The sequence below is a fragment of the Acinetobacter sp. YH01024 genome (assembly GCF_013420195.1).
GTDB lineage: Bacteria > Pseudomonadota > Gammaproteobacteria > Pseudomonadales > Moraxellaceae > Acinetobacter > Acinetobacter amyesii.
This window is the reverse complement of sequence record NZ_VOYQ01000009.1, coordinates 81,759-99,195: the sequence shown is the minus strand read 5'-3', so window position 1 is coordinate 99,195 and position 17,437 is coordinate 81,759. Positions and strand designations below refer to the sequence as shown.

Sequence of the window (17,437 nt, the reverse complement as noted above, 5' to 3'; positions counted from 1 at the left end):
GCTGGCGACAATAGCAAGAGTGAACCACCTGATCCCTTCCCGAACTCAGAAGTGAAACCTCTTAGCGCTGATGGTAGTGTGGGGTTACCCATGTGAGAGTAAGTCATCGCCAGCTCATTATTCGAAAAACCCCCAACTTAAACGTTGGGGGTTTTTTTTATGCGTGGTGAAAAAGGGAAAGGAAAAAGATAGAGGGGGATACGGAAATTAAGCGCTGGTATCCAACGCTATAAGTTTACATAGAACGATAAAATTATCTTAACTGACGTCGTGCATGCTTTAATGCTGTTCTTAACCCTTCTTCTAAAGTTGGATGATAGAAAGGTTTATCCAAAATTTCATGTATGCTTAGTTCTTCTGAAATCATCCAAGCTAGCAAATGTGCTAAATGTTCAGCTTCTGCACAGAATAGCTCAGCTCCTAATAGTGTATGGTTAATTGTATCCACATATACTTCGGCAGCCCCTTTATTTTTAGCAGCAACAATCGCACGACCTTGTTTTTCGTAAGAAACGAAACCAATGACGAATTCTGTGTTTTTATCTTGTAGTTGCTTATAGCTTTGACCAATAGTTGCCATTTGTGGTGTAGAAAATAAGATGCCTAGAGGGGTTAATGTCTTGATGGATTTAATTTGTGGAAAGTTTAAACAGTTTTGTACTGTAAATTTACCTTCATGAGCTGCTTCGTGTTGGATAGGGGTATTGGTATGTGCATCACCGACAATAAAAATTGGATATTCCCCTAATTGCTTGCTGATAGGATCGATGGGTAGCTTTTTTAAGTCATTAAATGATTCATCGATATTTTCTAAATTTAATGAATTAAGTAAAGTACTACGCCCCGTTGCAGCCAAAACATAATCCACATTCAGTTTTTGTTGTTTATTTGAGTCTGTAAAATTTAAGTGAACCTGATCATTTTGAACTTCATAAGATTCGGGTAATACTTCGAATTTAATATCTAATTCATTGCTGAGTACTTCTTGTGCCAAATTTTGAAGTGTTGGACTTGTTAATGAGCCAATTCTACGGCTTCGTGCAAAAATAGTAGTCTTTACACCGCAACGATGTAAGGCTTGTGCGAGTTCTAATGCGATTACACCACTGCCAATCACAGCAATGGATTCGGGTAGCTGATTAAGTTCAAAAATTTGATCAGAGGTAAGTAGTTTGGAACCTAGAATATGTTTTTGAGTAGTGTCAATAGTGGGAGTTGTTCCCACAGCAAGAATAAATGATTTTGCTTGAAGTTTTTGACCATTTACAATAATGGTATTGGCGTTCAGAAACTCTGCGCGACCGGAGATTTTATGTTCATCTGGCCAGCTTTCAACATCTTTTAAAGTGGCTCGTGTAAAACGATCACGTAAAGTTTGAACATGTTGCATGACTCTAGATGTATCAATTTCACTTTTGACATCAAGGCCTAAATTATCTGCATGTCTTATTTCGTGCATACGGTTGGCAGTAGAGATGAGTATTTTACTTGGCATGCAACCGACGCGTGCACAGGTGGTGTCCCAAGGACCATCATTAATGATAAGAATATTCTGTGTTTTTTTGATTGCTTCTTTATAGGCTGAAATGCCTGCTGTTCCTGCACCGATAATGATGATGTCGTACATTTGCTAAATTTCATTTTAAATAATTATAATTAAATATATAAAAAAACCCTCAGTCTAGAGGGTTTAATTGCATTTCTTTACACTTAAAATTTAAGAGCAGAAGGTAATGTTAAACTTGTACTTACAGTTCCTGCATTATTAGTAGATGAACCTTTGAATGTAATTCCATTAATAGCATGTTCAAAACTAAGACTCCCACTTGTAGCTTGCTTAAATTTCAAAATGTTTGTCCCTGTTAATTTAATGCTTCCAGTAAATGTCTGGCTATTTAAATTAGAGGCTTCATTCTCAACTCGAGTACCATCAATTGTTGTGATGCTGGGTAAAATTAGTTCTTATTCTCCTGAAGCTTTCACACGATAACTTGCTGAACTTGTGGTACCTGGTGTTGAGTTTAATACGAATGAAATTGGTTCTGCAAAAGGAATATTTGGGTTATCGTTAATTAATACATTAAATCCTGATCCAGATTGAATATTGTATAAATCTCCATCGAGAGAAGAGAGATCTTTGTAAATACTAATTGCACCTGTTGTAACTTCACGTTCAATATCTTCACCAGTTGATGGATCCGTAACTATTGCTGTTGTGGTAATTTTATAGTCGCTTGTATTACCATTTATTAAAACAAACCTTTTTTGTTGAGTTTGTTGTATTCCCCAAGACTGTTGAAATGGATAAGCAAATGCACCAGTAATAGTTACATCATGGAAATTTTTATCTCCATTTTCATTTTCAAATACGTAAATGCGAGTATTTGATTCATATTCTTCTAAGTTTGGTGTCACTTCATCATGCTGTAATTTGATGTTTTTTTAGATCATTAGCTGTAATGTCGAAATCCCAGTTGTCATAACCCGGTAAGATATCTTTAATATCTTCGCCAATAAAAACATAACATGCTCTATAGTCAGTCTTACTTAAATAGAAACATTTATCTCTGTAGTGATAGGTATTTTAAATGAGTTTAAATTTATTTTCCTAATATCTAAACTTAATTGTAATGGGCCTTGTGCAAATGTATCCATTGAATGATCAATATAGCCTTTTGCTGTTGATGCATCGTTAGGATCATAATTACCGAATAAATATTGCCCTTCACGTTTTAGAATATTTAATTGTGCATTTGCAGTTTCAGCTGGGGTTGTTGTACCACCACTGTTATTGTTTTGATTAGAGGAATCTGTTCCTTCGTTATTAAAATATCCATCACTACCACCACCACAAGCTGTAAGTATAGCGGCTAAAGTAAGTACAAGTGTCCCTTGAACGAATTTCATGAAGTACCCCAAAATAGTTATTTATGTATAGAAAAAGTTATATTGCGTAAAGATACCACACATAAAAAATGGCGCAAATAGCGCCATCTTTATATTCGTCATTTTATAGTACAGTCCCGACACTTACACCAACGGTTGGACGTACATTCATAGAATTACACCCTGTTAGCAACAACGTTGTAAATAAAACGGTAAACACGAATTTAGTCATTGAGCAAACCTTGAGCCTTAGCTTGATTGAAAAGAGATGTCGAACGAGAGCCGCTGCGACAAATCATCAAAATGGGTTTAGGAAGCTCATTATAATATTTGGCAAATTCTTTCACGTCTGTTTGAGAAATTTTACCGCTTTGCACAGGTTGATACACAACACTCACATGAGACTTTTCCGCAATGCCTCGTAACTGTAAAACAGTCACTTCATTGCCCGCCTCACTATCTGGTCGATTCACAATTACAGATTTAAATTTAAGTTGTTTGAGTAAACTTGAAAACTTATCTGTGGTCATTTGTCCAGAGACACTTAAATTTGCATTTAAGGGTTGACTGTTATTATCAGCAAATGTGGGTACCGAAAAGATGCATGTTGCGATCAATAAAGCTTTTTGAATAAAAGCCTTAGTCATCCAAAAGATCCATCTGTTTTGCTAGTTGATATAGGTTATTTGAACGGTTACCTGTACGGCAGAACATGAGTACTGGCTTTGGCAATTCATTAAAATGATTAGCAAAGTTACGGACATCTAGCTCAGAAATTTGACCCGCAACAACCGGTTGATGAACATAGTCTAAACCAGCGCTACGAGCTGCTTCTTCAATTTGAGCACTGGTTGGTTGCTCAGGACCACCTTCCATGTCAGGGCGGTTATTGATAATCGATTTAAAGCCTTTTTCAACCACTTGCGCTACATGTTCTGGGCCGATTTGACCTGCAAAACCAACATTTTCGCTCATTGAGTCACTCCATAATTTAATTCATAGATTTATGCTTTATGATAGCATTAAGCACAAACTTGAGCAGAATGTTCTTAAATTTTTATAAGCGATTACAACCATAAAATAACGCAATGGAGCGCGTATGCACGCCTATACAGTCGAACCACTGTATGTCAAAAGCGGACAAGATGTTATAGCTGCTGACTTTTATCGTCCAAAATCTGTTGAAAAACCTGCAGTCATTCTCATGGCACATGGTTTAGCGGCATTACGCCAATTTAAATTAGTGCAATATGCAAAGCGCTTTGTACAAGCGGGCTATGCTGTCGTGTTGTTTGATTATCGCTATTGGGGGGGCAGCACAGGGCGTCCGAGAGAGTTGGTGAATCTTAAAGCTCAACTTGAAGATTGGCGGACCATGATCGATCATTTACAGCAGCGTAAATCGATTGATTCGAGACGCATTGTATTATGGGGAACATCGCTGAGTGGTGGCTATGTACTTAGTTTGGCGGCAGAGCTTAAAAATATTAAAGCGCTGATGGTACAAGTTCCATTTGTCGACGGCGCTGAAAGTGCAAAATTGTATCCCTTACAGCAATTACCCAAAGCGTTAAAATTATCAAGTCAGGACTATATGGGTTCTAAAGTTGGGATGAGCCCAACGACTTTACCTGTAGTTCATCCACATCGATTGTGTTTTTTACAGTCTGAAGACAGTTATGCGGGCTACTTATCGATTGTAAATTCTGATTTTTATTGGAGTGGCGAAATTCCGGCTCGGGCCTTTTTTAAGTTAATCCGTTATCGCCCAATTTTGGATGTCCGTAAAATTAGCATACCTGTACTTTTTATTGCGGCAAAAGAAGATAGTTTGATTCCCATCGAATCAAGCCGAGAAACTGCGACCAATATTGCACCGTATGTGCAATATTATGAGTGGGAAATGCAACATTTTGATATTTATCATGGGCAATGGTTTGAAAAAGCCATGGCAACCCAATTAGAATTTTTACATCAACATGTTGGAGTCAGCTAAATGATCGTTGTGTGTCCTGAATGTGGTGCAAAAAACCGTGTACCTGAAGAAAAACTCGAAGTTGGACCTGCATGTGGTCAATGTCATCAAGCATTGATTCCATTGGCGCCCATCGAGTTGAATGAAAAGAACTTTGCAAACTTTATTAGCAATAGTGATTTACCTGTGCTGATTGATTTATGGGCTGAATGGTGTGGACCATGTAAGATGATGGCGCCACACTTTGCCCAAGTTGCAAAATCGAATCCAAAGGTCGTTTTTGCCAAAATTGATACCGAAGCAAACCCTCGATTGAGCGGTGCATTTAATGTTCGTAGTATTCCTACACTGGTTTTGATGAATAAAACCAACGAAATTGCTAGAATAAGTGGTGCAATGCGTGCTGGTGAGTTACAACAATGGCTCAACCAGCAGTTAAATCTACCTCAATAAATGTCAGCGCCAGGAGCTAAAGTGTCAGAAACTCATGTAAAACCTGAAGGAACGCTTTCCCTACAAACCATCGCGATGCCTGCAGACACCAACTGGAGTGGTGATGTTTTCGGTGGTTGGATCGTGTCACAAATGGACTTGGCCGGTGCAATTCACGCAGAGCGTTTCAGTCAAGGACGCTGTGCAACGATTTCAATTAACCAAATGACCTTCCTCGTTCCAGTGAAAGTCGGGGATGTCATCAGTGTATATACCAAAATTTTAAAAGTGGGTAATACCTCTATCCAAATGCAGATTGAAGTTTGGGATAGTCATGACAGCTCACGAGATCCTATTCGCGTAACCGAAGGTGTGTTTACATTTGTCGCTGTGGATGTGAAAGGTGCTAAGCGTCAAATTCCTGCGGATGCAAAAGCTAAATTTGCTGCAGATCAAGCTTAATTAAAGTTAGACGCAAAAAAAAGCCGCTCAATCGAGTGGCTTTTTTATGAATAGTGACTGAGAAATTAGAACATCGTGTTTGAGTTGGCACTGGTTTCAGGAATGCTTTGTTGCACATCCCAATGTTCGACGATCTTGCCATTTTCAACACGGAAGATATCAATAATCGCTTCTCCACGGTCTTGATTATTCTGCGTAGAGTGCACATGTAAATAGACCAAATCACCTTCGGCAGCGGCACGTTTGATCTGGTTTTTTGCTTCAGGATTTTGTTTAAAATACTGGATGAAATAATCGACAAAAGGCGCTTTGCCATCAGGTACATGCGGATTATGTTGAATATATTGATTGCCAATATATCGGTCAGCATATGTCTTAACCTGATGTTTAAGAAAGACACCTTCATAAAAATCAATCACGATTTTCTTATTTTCCGCTGCTTGGCTGGTTTGAATATTGCTTTCAGCTGTTTGTGTTGGAGTCGTTGGCGTTGCAGGAATAGTACTTTGACATGCAGTTAAAAACACCACCAGGCTGATGAGTGAAAGGGGAATGATTTTTTTCATAAAGTGCTCAATATATTTGTGTCGTGCAAGCATATTGAGCGGAATTAGGGCGTATAAATAGTAAAAAACAGTCTTGATTTTGCTGAAATTTGGTAAAACTTATACTTACTTAAAAGTAAGTTTTATTTACATTTATTTATTTTTCAGAGCGGATTTTGCCACCCACGCCCAAAGCATTTCACATTGAATCGGTGGCTCACCAGATTCATCGGTGACTAAGACCTGTACTAAGGTTTCACCTTTTTCTGTGCTTTGCATTTGTCGTTGCTGTTCAGGGGTAAGTGTTGCGATGGCTTTCATCCCACCTTGGGTTGGACGTTTAAAATCAACTTTGAAGCTTTTAATCAGGACAATGGCACTATCAGGGACGTTCATAGCTGTGACAAAACCTGTGGCTGTTTCTGCGATCAGTGCCATGGCACAGGCATGTACTTGCCCAATATGGTTTTGCATCGCCTTATGATTGGCGATGCTCACCTCAACACGCTCAGGGCTGACATGTTGATATTGGATTTTAGCTGTTCCAACCATGGGCACGACACGACCAAAAGCTCGACTGAGCAAACGACTTTGAATACCTTTGGGTAATTTAGAGCTTGCTTTGACCAGTTTATTTAGACGATTTGGACGTGCCATATTGACCTCAATGGCAGTTGTGCTGCCTTAATCTTTAAAGTTGTTAAATTGAAGCGGCACACCAAACTGTTGCTCTTTTAAGAACGCCATCACTTGTTGCAAAGTGTCACGTTTCTTGTCAGTCACACGAATTTTGTCGCCTTGAATAGAAGATTGCACTTTAATGCCGCTTTCTTTAATGGCTTTATTGATTTTTTTTGCAGTATCAGAGTCAAGACCGTCTTTTAGTTTGATCACTTGAATGACGTTTTTACCAGAAGCGGTCATTTTTTGTGGATCGAGTGCTTGAATGTCAACTTTACGTTTGAAGAAATGATTTTCGAGCATGGTATACACTTGCTCACATTGGAAATCGCTTTCTGTTGAGATTTTGATTTCCTTATTTTTCTCATTTAACTCAATTGAAACGTCTTGACCACGGAAGTCAAAACGCGTCGCTATTTCTTTTTGCGTGTTTTGAACTGCATGATTTACTTCAAAAACTTCTAATTCGGAAACAATATCAAAAGAAGGCATAGATTAGACCTTTACAAAGGGAAAGAATATCTGAGATGCTAGGGATGTTTTCTTCATTTGCCAAGTGTTGTTTACATCAAAAGGAGTGTGCAATGATCCGTAAACAAGAAATTACAACATTTGAGTTCCCAGAAGACTCGATTATCTGGGATGTTCGCGATGCAAGTGCTTATGCTGAAGCACATGTGAAAGGTGCGGTTAACCGACCGATCAACGCATTGTCATCAGATGCACTGACTCAGGTGTCAACGGATCAACCCATTTACATTTTATGTGGTGGCGGAAGTAAAGCTCCACGTGCAGCAGAGTTACTAGAGGGTTTTGACAGCTCACGTGAATATGTAATCTTAATGGGCGGCACGCGTGCTGCTCGTGATGCCGGTCTTCCTTTGGAACAAGGGAAATGAGATCGAATCAAAAAAAGCGCCGAAAGGCGCTTTTTTATTGCAGGTTATTTTTTTGAGGTGGAGATGACGGCATCTGACCCTGAAAATAAGGCTTCTTAGTTTTTTGTTTGGCTTTGGCGCGTCGTATAAAACGTGCTGCATGAATTTTATCGAGTAGCTGTGTTGGAATAGGGCAGGCTTCTTTTAAGACCAGCGCGGCAATGATTTCACTACAGAGCGGGGCATACAGGAAACCTTTAGAACCGAGTCCACTACAGCTATAAATTTGCTGATCTTCATGGACTGCACCAATTACTGGGAAAAAGTCTTTTGTCTGTGCGCGAATTGCGGCACGTCCTTGCCATTGCTCAATCGGTGCTAAGGTTTTGGCAAAGTCGGGGAATACACTGTGGATAAGTTCATAGTTATGCACATGATCTTCTGTGAGAACGTCGGTGTCATCACGGCCGGGATAAAATGACGCGCCCATAATCATCTGTTCGGCATCCAGTTGCATACAATAGCCCCCATAACTATAGGCTGTATGCATATCCATTTGTTGAGCGGGGTTGTTCAACCAACTGACTTGTCCACGAATGGCACGCAGCTCTGGATAATCTGTTTGTAGCTGCATACTGTCACGTGCCGCACAGAGAATGACATGCTCGGCAGATGGAAGCTGCTGATCCTGTGTAAATAGCGCAACGCCATTTTGTTGTTGCTCAATGCGTTGAATATCTGCTTGTAACAATTCAATGTGTGGATGCGCCAAGATTTGGTCACGAAGCTGATGTGGACTGACTGCGCCTGCTTGTTTGAGGAGCAGGGTTGGATATGTTGAGGCTAATTGATTTAGCGTGCCTTCTTCAGCAGATAATACATCTGAAGGATAAGCTTGAGCTAAATCAAGGTGCTCTGCTTTATTTTTTAAAATAGATTGGTGAATCTGTAAGGGACGAAATGCCTTGAAGTTTTGATAATGCTTGAGCGCATATAACCAACTCAGGGTCATCAAATGTTCAGCACTTTGTTCAATTGGACTGAGTTTAGGGTTGAGTAGGGCAAGAGGATTACCCGACCCACCGCTGAGTGGTGCTGATTTCTCGTAAATACGCACTTGATGCCCACGTTGAGCAAATGCCCAAGCACAGCTTAAACCGGCGATGCCAGCACCAATAATCGCGATTTGACGGGGCTTATGTCCTAGAGCGATTTCAGAATTTTTTTTTTCGTCTAAAGTGGGAAGGTTAGCAACTACGGATTGATCATCTAACTTTTCAGGTGCGAGCCAAAAAGCTTTGAGCATTTCACGCTTATGAGCAAAGCCACGAGGTCGTGTAATGGTAATACCATGCTCACGTAAGCCGCGTTTCAGTACACCTGCCACACTAAATGAGGCAAAGGTCGTCCCAATGTCTGATAGACGCACGATATTTTTGAGTACGTTTTCTTCCCACATGTCAGGATTACAGGCGGGTGCAAAACCGTCCAAGAACCATGCATTGACCGTAGCAGTTTTTGCCATGATGGGAAAAACGTCGTGTGCATCGCCTAACCAAAGATCAATTGAAAAACGTTCTTCTGGAAAATTGAGTCGATGACATCCCGCAATGGGTTCAGGATATTGCGCAATCAGTTGCTGTGCCAAAGGTTGTAATTCAGGCCATGCATTTAATGCACGAATGAGGTCTGCTTTAGATAAAGGGAATTTTTCTACAGAAATGGCATGCAGATGACTGTGATTATCTGGACGAACCTGTTGCCATAATTGCCACAAGGCCAAAATATTTAAGCCTGTACCAAAACCTGTTTCGCCGACACTGAAATATTCAAAATCAGTCAGTGCCGCAAGGCGAGTGTCGAGGTCATTCCCTTTTAAAAACACATGACGTGTTTCGAGCAGGCCGTTGTCCTTCGAAAAATACACATCACCAAACTGTTTAGACACTGGAATATCAATGCCATCGATCATTTGCCAATCGAGATCGGCAGTCTGAATTGCACCTGACAAAACTCAAGCAACCTTTAAATTGAAGTAGAAAAAAGAATTACCATTGACGACGACGTTTGGTATAGACGTAACTGGCCAACAAGAAACCTAAAATCACGCCAACACCCAGTGTGGTCCCGCCGTATAAAAACATCTGCGCGCTACGTTCACTTTGTAGCACTTGTACTTGTACGCCCAAGCTATCATTTTTAAGTTGTAATTCTTGGTTTTGCGCCAAGGCTTCAAGGTTAGCTTTTTCTAACTGTTGTAAGCGTACAGATTGGTCTTTGACCATCGCTTTGACTTTGGCATCTTGCAGCGCTTTATTTTTTGCCAATTGTTCAATGGTCAATGGATTTGCATCTTGAGGTTGACCATTAGGATTGACGGTTGCCGCCACTTTAATGATGCCTGGTTTATTGGCAGGAATGGTATGCGGCACAGGATTGGGAGGAGGTGTTGCAGTCGTTGCTTGAGCAGCAGGGGCTACAGCAGGTGCAGGAGCCGGTTCTTCAGCCCATGCAGTTGAACAAATTAAAGATAAGCCCAGTAAACTAGAAACAACGACGCGCATGAACCTTATCCTTTAGGAAATGCTTTGTTAAATGGTTTGACATCAATTTGGCCATAAACCCCTTCTTTGAGGAAAGGTTCATCTGCCAACCATTGGTCTAGGGCTTCACGACTATCAAAATCGACAATGATCGTACTGCCATAAAAACCAGCTTGCGGGTTTGCCGGATCTTTAGGCATCGCACCTGCAACAATCAGACGACCTTCATCATCAAGTTTTTGTAGACGTTCAAGATGTTGAGGACGAACCGCAAGGCGCTTTTCCACTGTACCTTCATTATCTGTACAGCTTACGACGAATAATGGCATGACTTTTCCTGATTTTTGACCGAATGGATTATTCTGAGGTCTTAAAGTATTTACGTAATACAATAAACTGAATAATGATAAAGGAAAACATCACGATCATGTCACCAAAAGCAGTGAATTCACCCCAATATTTTCCGTCTGCAAACAAATAAGCGAAAAAGGTGTGTAAACATGACATCACCACGAACATTGCAGCCCATGCATAGTTCAATCGTTTCCAACCGACAGCGGTTAAATTTAAGACTGGACCAAATAAACGTTCGATGAGTGGTTTCTTATCTTTACTAAATAGTGGTGAAAGTAAAAACGCCCCTGCGAACACTAAGTTCAGTAAAACGGCTTTTAAGCGAATATAAAAATCATCGCTTAGCATCAGGGTAATACCACCAAAAATCACGGTCATGAACAACACAATCCATTGCTGTTTATCTAGACGGAATTTTTGCATCACAAACAATGCACCATAAACCACAAGCATGGAAATGATGAGACCTGATGTTGCCACAAGAATGTTATTGTTATCGACACCCCCAGCAGAACCAATCAATTGTAATAATGGGTGCTGCGTATCTTTTGGATCTACAGTTTTATATAAATAAAAGAAAATAATGAGTGGCACAAAGTCTAAAAGTGCTTTCATGTTAGAGTATCTAAATCTGATCAAATAAATGACATAGTATAGAGATGCAAGGCGTAGATTTACATACACACAGTAATATTTCTGATGGTACTTTGTCACCAGAGGCTCTGGTGCAGGCCGCAAGTGCTATTGGAATTCATACGCTGGCTTTGACTGATCACGATACGATGGACGGTTTGTTGGCTGCAGAGCAGGTTGCGCATGAATTAAAGCTGCAATTAATCTCTGGTGTGGAGATTTCTAGCCAGTGGTCGAGACCTGCGACCAAAAAAAGTTATGGTGTGCATATCGTCGCTTTAAATATGCAAAATCCTGCGCCCTTACAAGCCTTATTAATGGATCAAAAGCGTATTCGAGCGGAACGTGCTCGGCAGATTTGTGACTTACTGATACCGTTAATTGGTCAAGATATTTATAGCGATGTGGTTGCCAAAGTCGACCATATTCCAGATCGGGTAACACGTACCCATATTGCCAAAACTTTGGTGGAAAAGGGGGTAGTTTCACGTCCACAACAAGCTTTTGATAAATATATTAAAGAAGGCAAAAAAGCTTTTGTAAAATTTGAAGGTCCGAGTCTTGTTGAGACCATTGAGGTGATTCATGCCAGTGGTGGCTTTGCAGTGTTAGCGCATCCAACGCGTTATGATTTATCTGCGACCAATATTCGTTATTTGATTGAAATCTTTGCTGAAGCGGGCGGTGATGCAGTGGAATTACCACCGGCAATTGAGCCATTATCGACTCGTCAAATGGTGGATCGTATGATTGCTGCCTTTAACTTAAAAGTTTCTGTTGGGAGTGATTTTCATGGTGACAATATGCCATGGATCAAACTCGGCAACATCCCTCGAGTGAAAGAAGGGCAAGTTGGAATCTGGGACAGTTTTAAGTCACATTGACATCAGGATCTTCGATAAACGGTGAAGTTCGATAATGCTGAATGTTACGGTAAAGCAGATAGAGGCAGCCCACGGCAACGCATGCCCAGAACCATGCCTTGAACAAAAACGCGATGATAAAAACACTGATGGCGATTATGCACAACAGTAGACTTGTCACGCGTTGAGGATGCCTCTTGGTCAGCAAGGCAGATTGCATGGTAGGTTGATGTTTAAAATTGCGATAAGGAATAAAATCAATGGCGCTTGAGAGTGCCAATTCGAGTTTATCAAAATGCCGTGCCTGTGAACTGATACGATAGCTCTGCCCATAACTGGTTTTCAGTTTGAGGAGATAACCGGGTTGATCTTCTTCACGAACGGCATGAATTTCCGATAAATAAGGTAAATCCAACGTAAGCCGTGTTGGAATCTGCTCAAAATAGATATTCCCCGTATAGGGCATGGCAAAGTAGTTTTTCATTTGATGAAAATCATCAAGCTGATCATGCGCATATAACTGCACGATGGTGCGCGTACGTGCCAAATAATGCACCCAAATCTGTTGCCCAATGAGGGCAGAATTCAATTGCACATGAATGTTTAAAAACAAAGTACTCGCAAAGACTTGATGGAGATCGACGCTAAACCATTTCGCCTCTTCAAGTTCATTGAGCTTTAAGAGCAATTGTTGCTGTTTGCCTTGCCACCAATGTTCACGGACCTCTCGATAATCCACAATCACAGCATCTGAACTGCGTAAGGCGTGTTCTTTTAAATCCAAAGCCAATTTGGGATCAATCAAATGCTGTTGAATCCAAAATGGAAATTTGATTCTTTGCGATTTGTCACGAAATATACTGATGACAAATAGAGCACTCATCAGGAATAAGAATTGCCAATTGCTTTGCCATGATGTGAATAATATGCCTTGCCATGCTAGGAGTAATGCGATGCTAAACAGCAACACAACGAACATGAAAATCACAGCAAGCGCTTTGCAAGGATGCAGAATCGGTTGTGGCTTATAAGTGAAAATCCGTTTTTTTATTTTCATGATTTTTCCTTATTATGGGTGTTGTATGGATCATGGATCTGAATGCGATCCGTGCATTCAGGCGAAACGCATACCAATTATAATAAATTATGATCTTTAGCTTGAATCGGTGGTGGGGTGGGTTTTCCTAAAGTTCCAAGAAGTTCAATTTCAATAGTACGCACCATCGAGTCCAATGGAAGGTCATTACTTTGTGTACCAAAGGGCTCTTCAATCTCAGAACTCAGCGCATCTAAGCCTAAAAAGGTATAGGCCAAAATCCCGACCAAAAGGGGGGTCGCAAGGCCTAAAGTAGAACCCAAGCTAAAGGGTAAGACAAAACAGAAAAAATAAACGGTTCGATTCAGCAAGACTGAATACGCAAACGGTAATGGCGTGGTGGCAATACGGTCACAGCCGGTTTGTACGGTGCTGAGTTCCATCACATGCTGATTCATCTGGGTATAAATAATATCTGAAATTTCACCATCTTTGAGCGCTTGCATTAGCTCCCATTGAATCAAACTCAACGTGTACTGCGGTGCATTGGCCTGTTGGTATAACTGGGTGATGGCATTCGCACTCATGCCGCTGGTTTCAACCAGTTCAGTGGGATTGGCGGTTTGATGGCGGAGTCGGTCACGTAAAACGTTGGCAAAGACGATTACATGTTGAATCACACGTTCACGACGGCCTTGACTGAGTAAACGGCAGTCACGGTCAAAATGTCGCGCGTTGGCAATCAAAATGCCCCATAAACGCCGAGCTTCCCACCAACGGTCATAGCAGGCTGAGTTTTTAAAGCCCAAGAAAATCGACAGCACAACACCGATCAGGGTAAAGCCGACCAAAGGAAATTCGGTAAAATAGAAGATATCGACATAGGATAAGCCGCCCACAATGGCAGACAGCAACATAACGATCCCGAGCGGAGGTAAAACCTTAGGTAAAATCGTTCCTCGCCAAGAAAATAGCAGCTTAAAAATACTCGGTTGGTCACGGACGATCATGTTCGAATGATAATTTCTAGTTTTAAAAAATTATGATGATCTTCGGGTTTGCTCAAGCACTTGTCAATAACTGTTTCATGCAGATGAGTGTGCTTGGAGCAAGCCATGTTCAGCAAAGGAAAAACTCCCTTCTGTTGAGATAATGCAATGATCGATCAGTCGAATTTCCACCAGCTGACAAGCCTGCTGAATGAGTCGAGTCAATTCAAGATCGGCAGCAGAAGGTTCTGCACGACCGAAAGGATGATTATGTGCAATGACGATACTGCTGGCGTGTTCAGAAATGGCGTATCGCAGCAGTTGATTGATGGAAATTTCACAGGTATTGAGGCTGCCATAAAAAAGTTTTTTAAAGTTTATTTTTCTTAAATGCGCATCTAGGCAGAGCACGCCAAAGACTTCTTGACGTTCCGCTAAAAATTCAAAGCGAAGAAAGTTTTGTAATTGTTCAGAGTGTTGCATGTGCAAGGCTTCATTCTGAAAATGTTGACTCACATAGCGTTTACCGAGTTCTTTTACCGCCATGAGCTGCGCATATTTACTGTTTCCGATGCCATGAAACTGGCGTAAATCCTCAAGTGACGCATCCATCAGCGCTTGCAACTGACCAAAATGTTGAATCAAGAGTCGTGCGAGTTCGACAGCAGAGTGCTGCTGGGAACCAGAGCGTAGGAAAATAGCCAGTAGCTCAGCATCGGATAAACTTTGTGCGCCTTGATGAATCAGGCGCTCACGTGGGCGCTCTTGTTCAGGCCAATTTTTAATTGAATTATTCATTATTCTTAGACTTTTTTATTATCAGTCAATCGGCTTTTTCACAGCAGATTGTTGGGTCAGTGCATATTTAATGCTATTGTGAGCGCCACTGCAACAGATAGGTAGCCTGTTCGTGAGCTTTGATTTAAGTGTAATGCCCACAAAAAATATTCTTTTAGGTGTCACTGGTGGTATCGCAGCCTATAAAAGTGCCATTCTTGTCCGTCGGTTAAAAGATGCCGGATTTGATGTGCGCGTGGTGATGACTCAAGGTGCGCAAGCCTTTGTGACCCCGCTAACGTTTCAGGCGCTTTCAGGCAACCCTGTGCATACCGAATTACTCAATCCCGAAGCAGAAGCGGGTATGGGGCATATTGAATTGGCGCGTTGGGCTGATTTGGTATTGGTTGCTCCTGCTAGTTGCGACACGCTGGCAAAATTTGCGGTGGGTTTAGCAGATGACCTTCTTTCGACACTTTATCTTGCGACTAAAGCACCCGTCTGGGTTGCCCCTGCGATGAATCAGCAAATGTGGGCAGCCAAAGCGACACAGCGTAATTTAAATACACTGGTTGAAGATGGCGTACATGTGATCATGCCCGATGCTGGTTCTCAAGCCTGTGGTGATGTGGGCTTAGGGCGTATGCCTGAGCCAGAAGATTTAGCGGATCAAGTGACGGCCTATTTTCATCAAGCACAGCGAGCTATTGCTGAAAAATTTGGCATGCTTGCCGGTAAACATGTAGCGATTACAGCAGGTCCAACACGCGAGTCGATAGATCCTGTTCGTTATATTTCCAACCACAGCACAGGGAAAATGGGTTTTGCACTGGCAGCGGCTTGTTATGCAGCTGGAGCTAAAGTAACGCTGATCGCAGGACCCGTAAGTTTAGATACACCAAATGGTGTACGACGGATTAATGTGCAGTCTGCAATTAAAATGTTAGAGACCAGTCTGCAAATGCTGGATGAAGGCTGTGATATTTTTATTGCAACAGCAGCCGTTGCGGATTATCGCGTGGCAGAAGTTGCAGAGCATAAAATCAAAAAAGCTGGCGATGAACTCAATGTGGCATTAATTAAAAACCCAGATATCGTTGCAACGATTGCGCAGCAGTCAAAACGTCCATTTATGGTTGGATTTGCTGCCGAGACACGCAATGTCGAGGAGTATGCTGCAGGCAAACTTGTGGCGAAAAAACTCGATATGATTGCGTGCAATGATGTCTCACGTAAAGACATTGGCTTTGCTTCTGATGAAAATGCCATGACCGTGTTCTTCGCCGATCAATATCAAATGGAAAAGCGTGATTTAGAGAAAGCGTCAAAACAAGAAATTGCACAGCAATTGGTGGAAGCTATACATGATGCGCTACATCATGAGCCTGAAACGGACGATGAATAATTTCAGTTGATTCCTCAAAATCCCCGCAATGTTCGGGGATTTTTTATGGCGCTTTTATGATGTTTTGTTTTAAGGCTCTATATTGAATAAATCACGAGGTGTTCAGTTTCATGTTGAAAATTTGAAGGTTAGGAAACCACTACCAAAATGGTCATTTTCAACAAAAATATGTCAGCAATAGACCAAGGCTGTCAGTGTTTTAAAACAGCAAAAATGCAATTTAAGTGATTGATATCAAAATTAAATATAAAATTGAGAAATCTTGATAATTTGGCTTGTACTGTGTGTTTTATTGGCTATTATGAAGCAAACAATGAGGAATGTTTGGATCGGAATCTGTGATCGGTCTGACTTTTTCATCAAGAATAAATGCATCATGGGGGATGCAATATGTTTCGATGGCTCACCATTTTTTTACTGTTGAGTTTGGCTGGTTGTAGTTATTTTGTCTCGACAGATGAATTATCTCGGCAGATTGAGCAGCAGATGCAGCACGAGTTTGATCAGAATCCAGATTATCGGCAGTACCATTTACGGATTCAAAATATAAAAGTATTAGAACGTAAGGGATTAAGTTTTAAGGCTCAGGCGACGTTGCAATACGATGGTCAGCCTTATACTGTTTTGGTCGATATTTACAAAGACCTGCAAGGCTATGCATGGAAAATAGATGAAGAACAATTTGCCTTCATTGACGAAGCTGAAATTGCAAAATATCAGGCGCAGTTAGATCAAGAGTTGAATCATTTGGTTGAGGAATTGGAACAGCCAACCGAAGAGGTTGAACCTGTTACATCGGCGCCTGAGAGTTATGTGGGTATGCGTGAGGAAGAAGATCCATCCGATTATCAATGGACTGGCTATGATGAGCCTTTTCCCAAGGGGAACATTACGGTCAATAGTCATTGAGTGATGATGTGACTGTTTAGATGATTTAGCTGAGTTGTCGATCTTACCAAGCAAGCACTTTAAGAAACA

At 41.1% G+C, this 17,437-nt stretch carries 20 protein-coding genes, 1 rRNA gene and 1 pseudogene; 8 read left to right on the top strand and 14 right to left on the bottom strand.

From position 1 onward, the window contains the following. Positions 1–115: ribosomal RNA gene (rrf, locus tag FTT88_RS06500) — 5S ribosomal RNA — on the top strand. Between the two features lie 138 nt (positions 116–253). Here the strand turns inward: rrf and FTT88_RS06495 are convergent. The 4 genes and pseudogenes from FTT88_RS06495 to FTT88_RS06480 form a co-directional block, all read right to left on the bottom strand. Beyond that, on the bottom strand, positions 254–1,627 hold the full coding sequence (locus FTT88_RS06495) for a dihydrolipoyl dehydrogenase (RefSeq protein ID WP_180004624.1): 1,374 nt from the start codon (positions 1,625–1,627) through the stop codon (positions 254–256). A gap of 83 nt (positions 1,628–1,710) precedes the next feature. After that, a pseudogene (locus tag FTT88_RS06490) lies at positions 1,711–2,907 on the bottom strand (hypothetical protein). 203 nt (positions 2,908–3,110) lie between these two features. Next, a complete protein-coding gene (locus FTT88_RS06485) occupies positions 3,111–3,533 on the bottom strand; it encodes a beta-lactamase hydrolase domain-containing protein (RefSeq protein WP_180004623.1) in 423 nt (140 codons plus the stop codon). Beyond that, entirely contained in the window at positions 3,526–3,861 is a 336-nt protein-coding gene (locus FTT88_RS06480; protein WP_078191321.1) for a TIGR01244 family sulfur transferase, read from the bottom strand. Before FTT88_RS06480 ends, FTT88_RS06485 begins: the two co-directional genes overlap by 8 nt. 124 nt (positions 3,862–3,985) lie before the next feature. On the opposite strand from FTT88_RS06480, the gene FTT88_RS06475 reads away from it, so the two are divergent. From FTT88_RS06475 to FTT88_RS06465, 3 genes are read left to right on the top strand one after another with little or no spacing between them, the layout of a single operon-like run. Continuing rightward, the gene (locus tag FTT88_RS06475) at positions 3,986–4,882 is read left to right on the top strand and encodes an alpha/beta hydrolase (protein WP_180004622.1); all 897 of its coding nucleotides are present in this window, start codon (positions 3,986–3,988) and stop codon (positions 4,880–4,882) included. Continuing rightward, positions 4,883–5,314: a thioredoxin TrxC gene (gene trxC / locus FTT88_RS06470; protein WP_078191319.1), complete on the top strand. Its 432-nt coding sequence runs from the start codon at positions 4,883–4,885 to the stop codon at positions 5,312–5,314. A 21-nt stretch (positions 5,315–5,335) separates the two neighbouring features. Continuing rightward, positions 5,336–5,755, top strand: a complete 420-nt coding sequence (locus FTT88_RS06465; protein WP_078191328.1) for an acyl-CoA thioesterase — start codon at positions 5,336–5,338, stop codon at positions 5,753–5,755. Positions 5,756–5,820: 65 nt separating this feature from the next. Here FTT88_RS06465 and FTT88_RS06460 read toward each other — a convergent pair whose 3' ends face one another. The 3 genes from FTT88_RS06460 to FTT88_RS06450 form a co-directional block, all read right to left on the bottom strand. Beyond that, positions 5,821–6,321: an ester cyclase gene (locus FTT88_RS06460; protein ID WP_180004621.1), complete on the bottom strand. Its 501-nt coding sequence runs from the start codon at positions 6,319–6,321 to the stop codon at positions 5,821–5,823. Between the two features lie 132 nt (positions 6,322–6,453). Continuing rightward, positions 6,454–6,957, bottom strand: a complete 504-nt coding sequence (locus FTT88_RS06455) for a DUF4442 domain-containing protein (protein ID WP_180004620.1) — start codon at positions 6,955–6,957, stop codon at positions 6,454–6,456. 27 nt (positions 6,958–6,984) lie between these two features. Beyond that, positions 6,985–7,473, bottom strand: a complete 489-nt coding sequence (locus FTT88_RS06450) for a YajQ family cyclic di-GMP-binding protein (protein WP_078194203.1) — start codon at positions 7,471–7,473, stop codon at positions 6,985–6,987. Between the two features lie 92 nt (positions 7,474–7,565). Here FTT88_RS06450 and FTT88_RS06445 point away from each other — a divergent pair, with 92 nt between their 5' ends. Further along, positions 7,566–7,880, top strand: coding sequence for a rhodanese-like domain-containing protein (locus FTT88_RS06445; protein ID WP_078194202.1), 315 nt, complete (start codon positions 7,566–7,568; stop codon positions 7,878–7,880). A 34-nt stretch (positions 7,881–7,914) separates the two neighbouring features. On the opposite strand, the gene mnmC is transcribed toward FTT88_RS06445, so the two are convergent. From mnmC to FTT88_RS06425, 4 genes are read right to left on the bottom strand one after another with little or no spacing between them, the layout of a single operon-like run. Then, entirely contained in the window at positions 7,915–9,870 is a 1,956-nt protein-coding gene (gene mnmC, locus FTT88_RS06440) for an FAD-dependent 5-carboxymethylaminomethyl-2-thiouridine(34) oxidoreductase MnmC (RefSeq protein WP_180004619.1), read from the bottom strand. A 37-nt stretch (positions 9,871–9,907) separates the two neighbouring features. After that, on the bottom strand, positions 9,908–10,423 hold the full coding sequence (locus tag FTT88_RS06435; RefSeq protein WP_078191313.1) for a hypothetical protein: 516 nt from the start codon (positions 10,421–10,423) through the stop codon (positions 9,908–9,910). 5 nt (positions 10,424–10,428) lie between these two features. Next, on the bottom strand, positions 10,429–10,731 hold the full coding sequence (locus tag FTT88_RS06430) for a YciI family protein (protein ID WP_078191312.1): 303 nt from the start codon (positions 10,729–10,731) through the stop codon (positions 10,429–10,431). A 28-nt stretch (positions 10,732–10,759) separates the two neighbouring features. Then, the gene (locus FTT88_RS06425) at positions 10,760–11,371 is read right to left on the bottom strand and encodes an inner membrane-spanning protein YciB (RefSeq protein WP_078191311.1); all 612 of its coding nucleotides are present in this window, start codon (positions 11,369–11,371) and stop codon (positions 10,760–10,762) included. 44 nt (positions 11,372–11,415) lie between these two features. Here FTT88_RS06425 and FTT88_RS06420 point away from each other — a divergent pair, with 44 nt between their 5' ends. Further along, the gene (locus tag FTT88_RS06420) at positions 11,416–12,273 is read left to right on the top strand and encodes a PHP domain-containing protein (protein ID WP_111885437.1); all 858 of its coding nucleotides are present in this window, start codon (positions 11,416–11,418) and stop codon (positions 12,271–12,273) included. Here FTT88_RS06420 and FTT88_RS06415 read toward each other — a convergent pair. From FTT88_RS06415 to radC, 3 genes are all read right to left on the bottom strand, one after another. Further along, a complete protein-coding gene (locus tag FTT88_RS06415; RefSeq protein WP_111885438.1) occupies positions 12,260–13,309 on the bottom strand; it encodes a hypothetical protein in 1,050 nt (349 codons plus the stop codon). The genes FTT88_RS06420 and FTT88_RS06415 overlap by 14 nt on opposite strands. Positions 13,310–13,386: 77 nt before the next feature. Further along, positions 13,387–14,298 (bottom strand): bestrophin family protein, encoded by a 912-nt coding sequence (locus tag FTT88_RS06410; RefSeq protein ID WP_180004618.1) that lies wholly within the window; start codon positions 14,296–14,298, stop codon positions 13,387–13,389. 75 nt (positions 14,299–14,373) lie between these two features. Then, positions 14,374–15,075: a DNA repair protein RadC gene (gene radC, locus FTT88_RS06405; protein ID WP_180004617.1), complete on the bottom strand. Its 702-nt coding sequence runs from the start codon at positions 15,073–15,075 to the stop codon at positions 14,374–14,376. A gap of 112 nt (positions 15,076–15,187) precedes the next feature. On the opposite strand from radC, the gene coaBC reads away from it, so the two are divergent. Beyond that, a complete protein-coding gene (gene coaBC, locus FTT88_RS06400) occupies positions 15,188–16,459 on the top strand; it encodes a bifunctional phosphopantothenoylcysteine decarboxylase/phosphopantothenate--cysteine ligase CoaBC (RefSeq protein ID WP_180004616.1) in 1,272 nt (423 codons plus the stop codon). A gap of 390 nt (positions 16,460–16,849) precedes the next feature. Then, positions 16,850–17,368 (top strand): Asp-tRNA(Asn)/Glu-tRNA(Gln) amidotransferase subunit GatC, encoded by a 519-nt coding sequence (locus FTT88_RS06395; RefSeq protein ID WP_180004615.1) that lies wholly within the window; start codon positions 16,850–16,852, stop codon positions 17,366–17,368. The last annotated feature ends 69 nt before the right edge of the window (positions 17,369–17,437 follow it).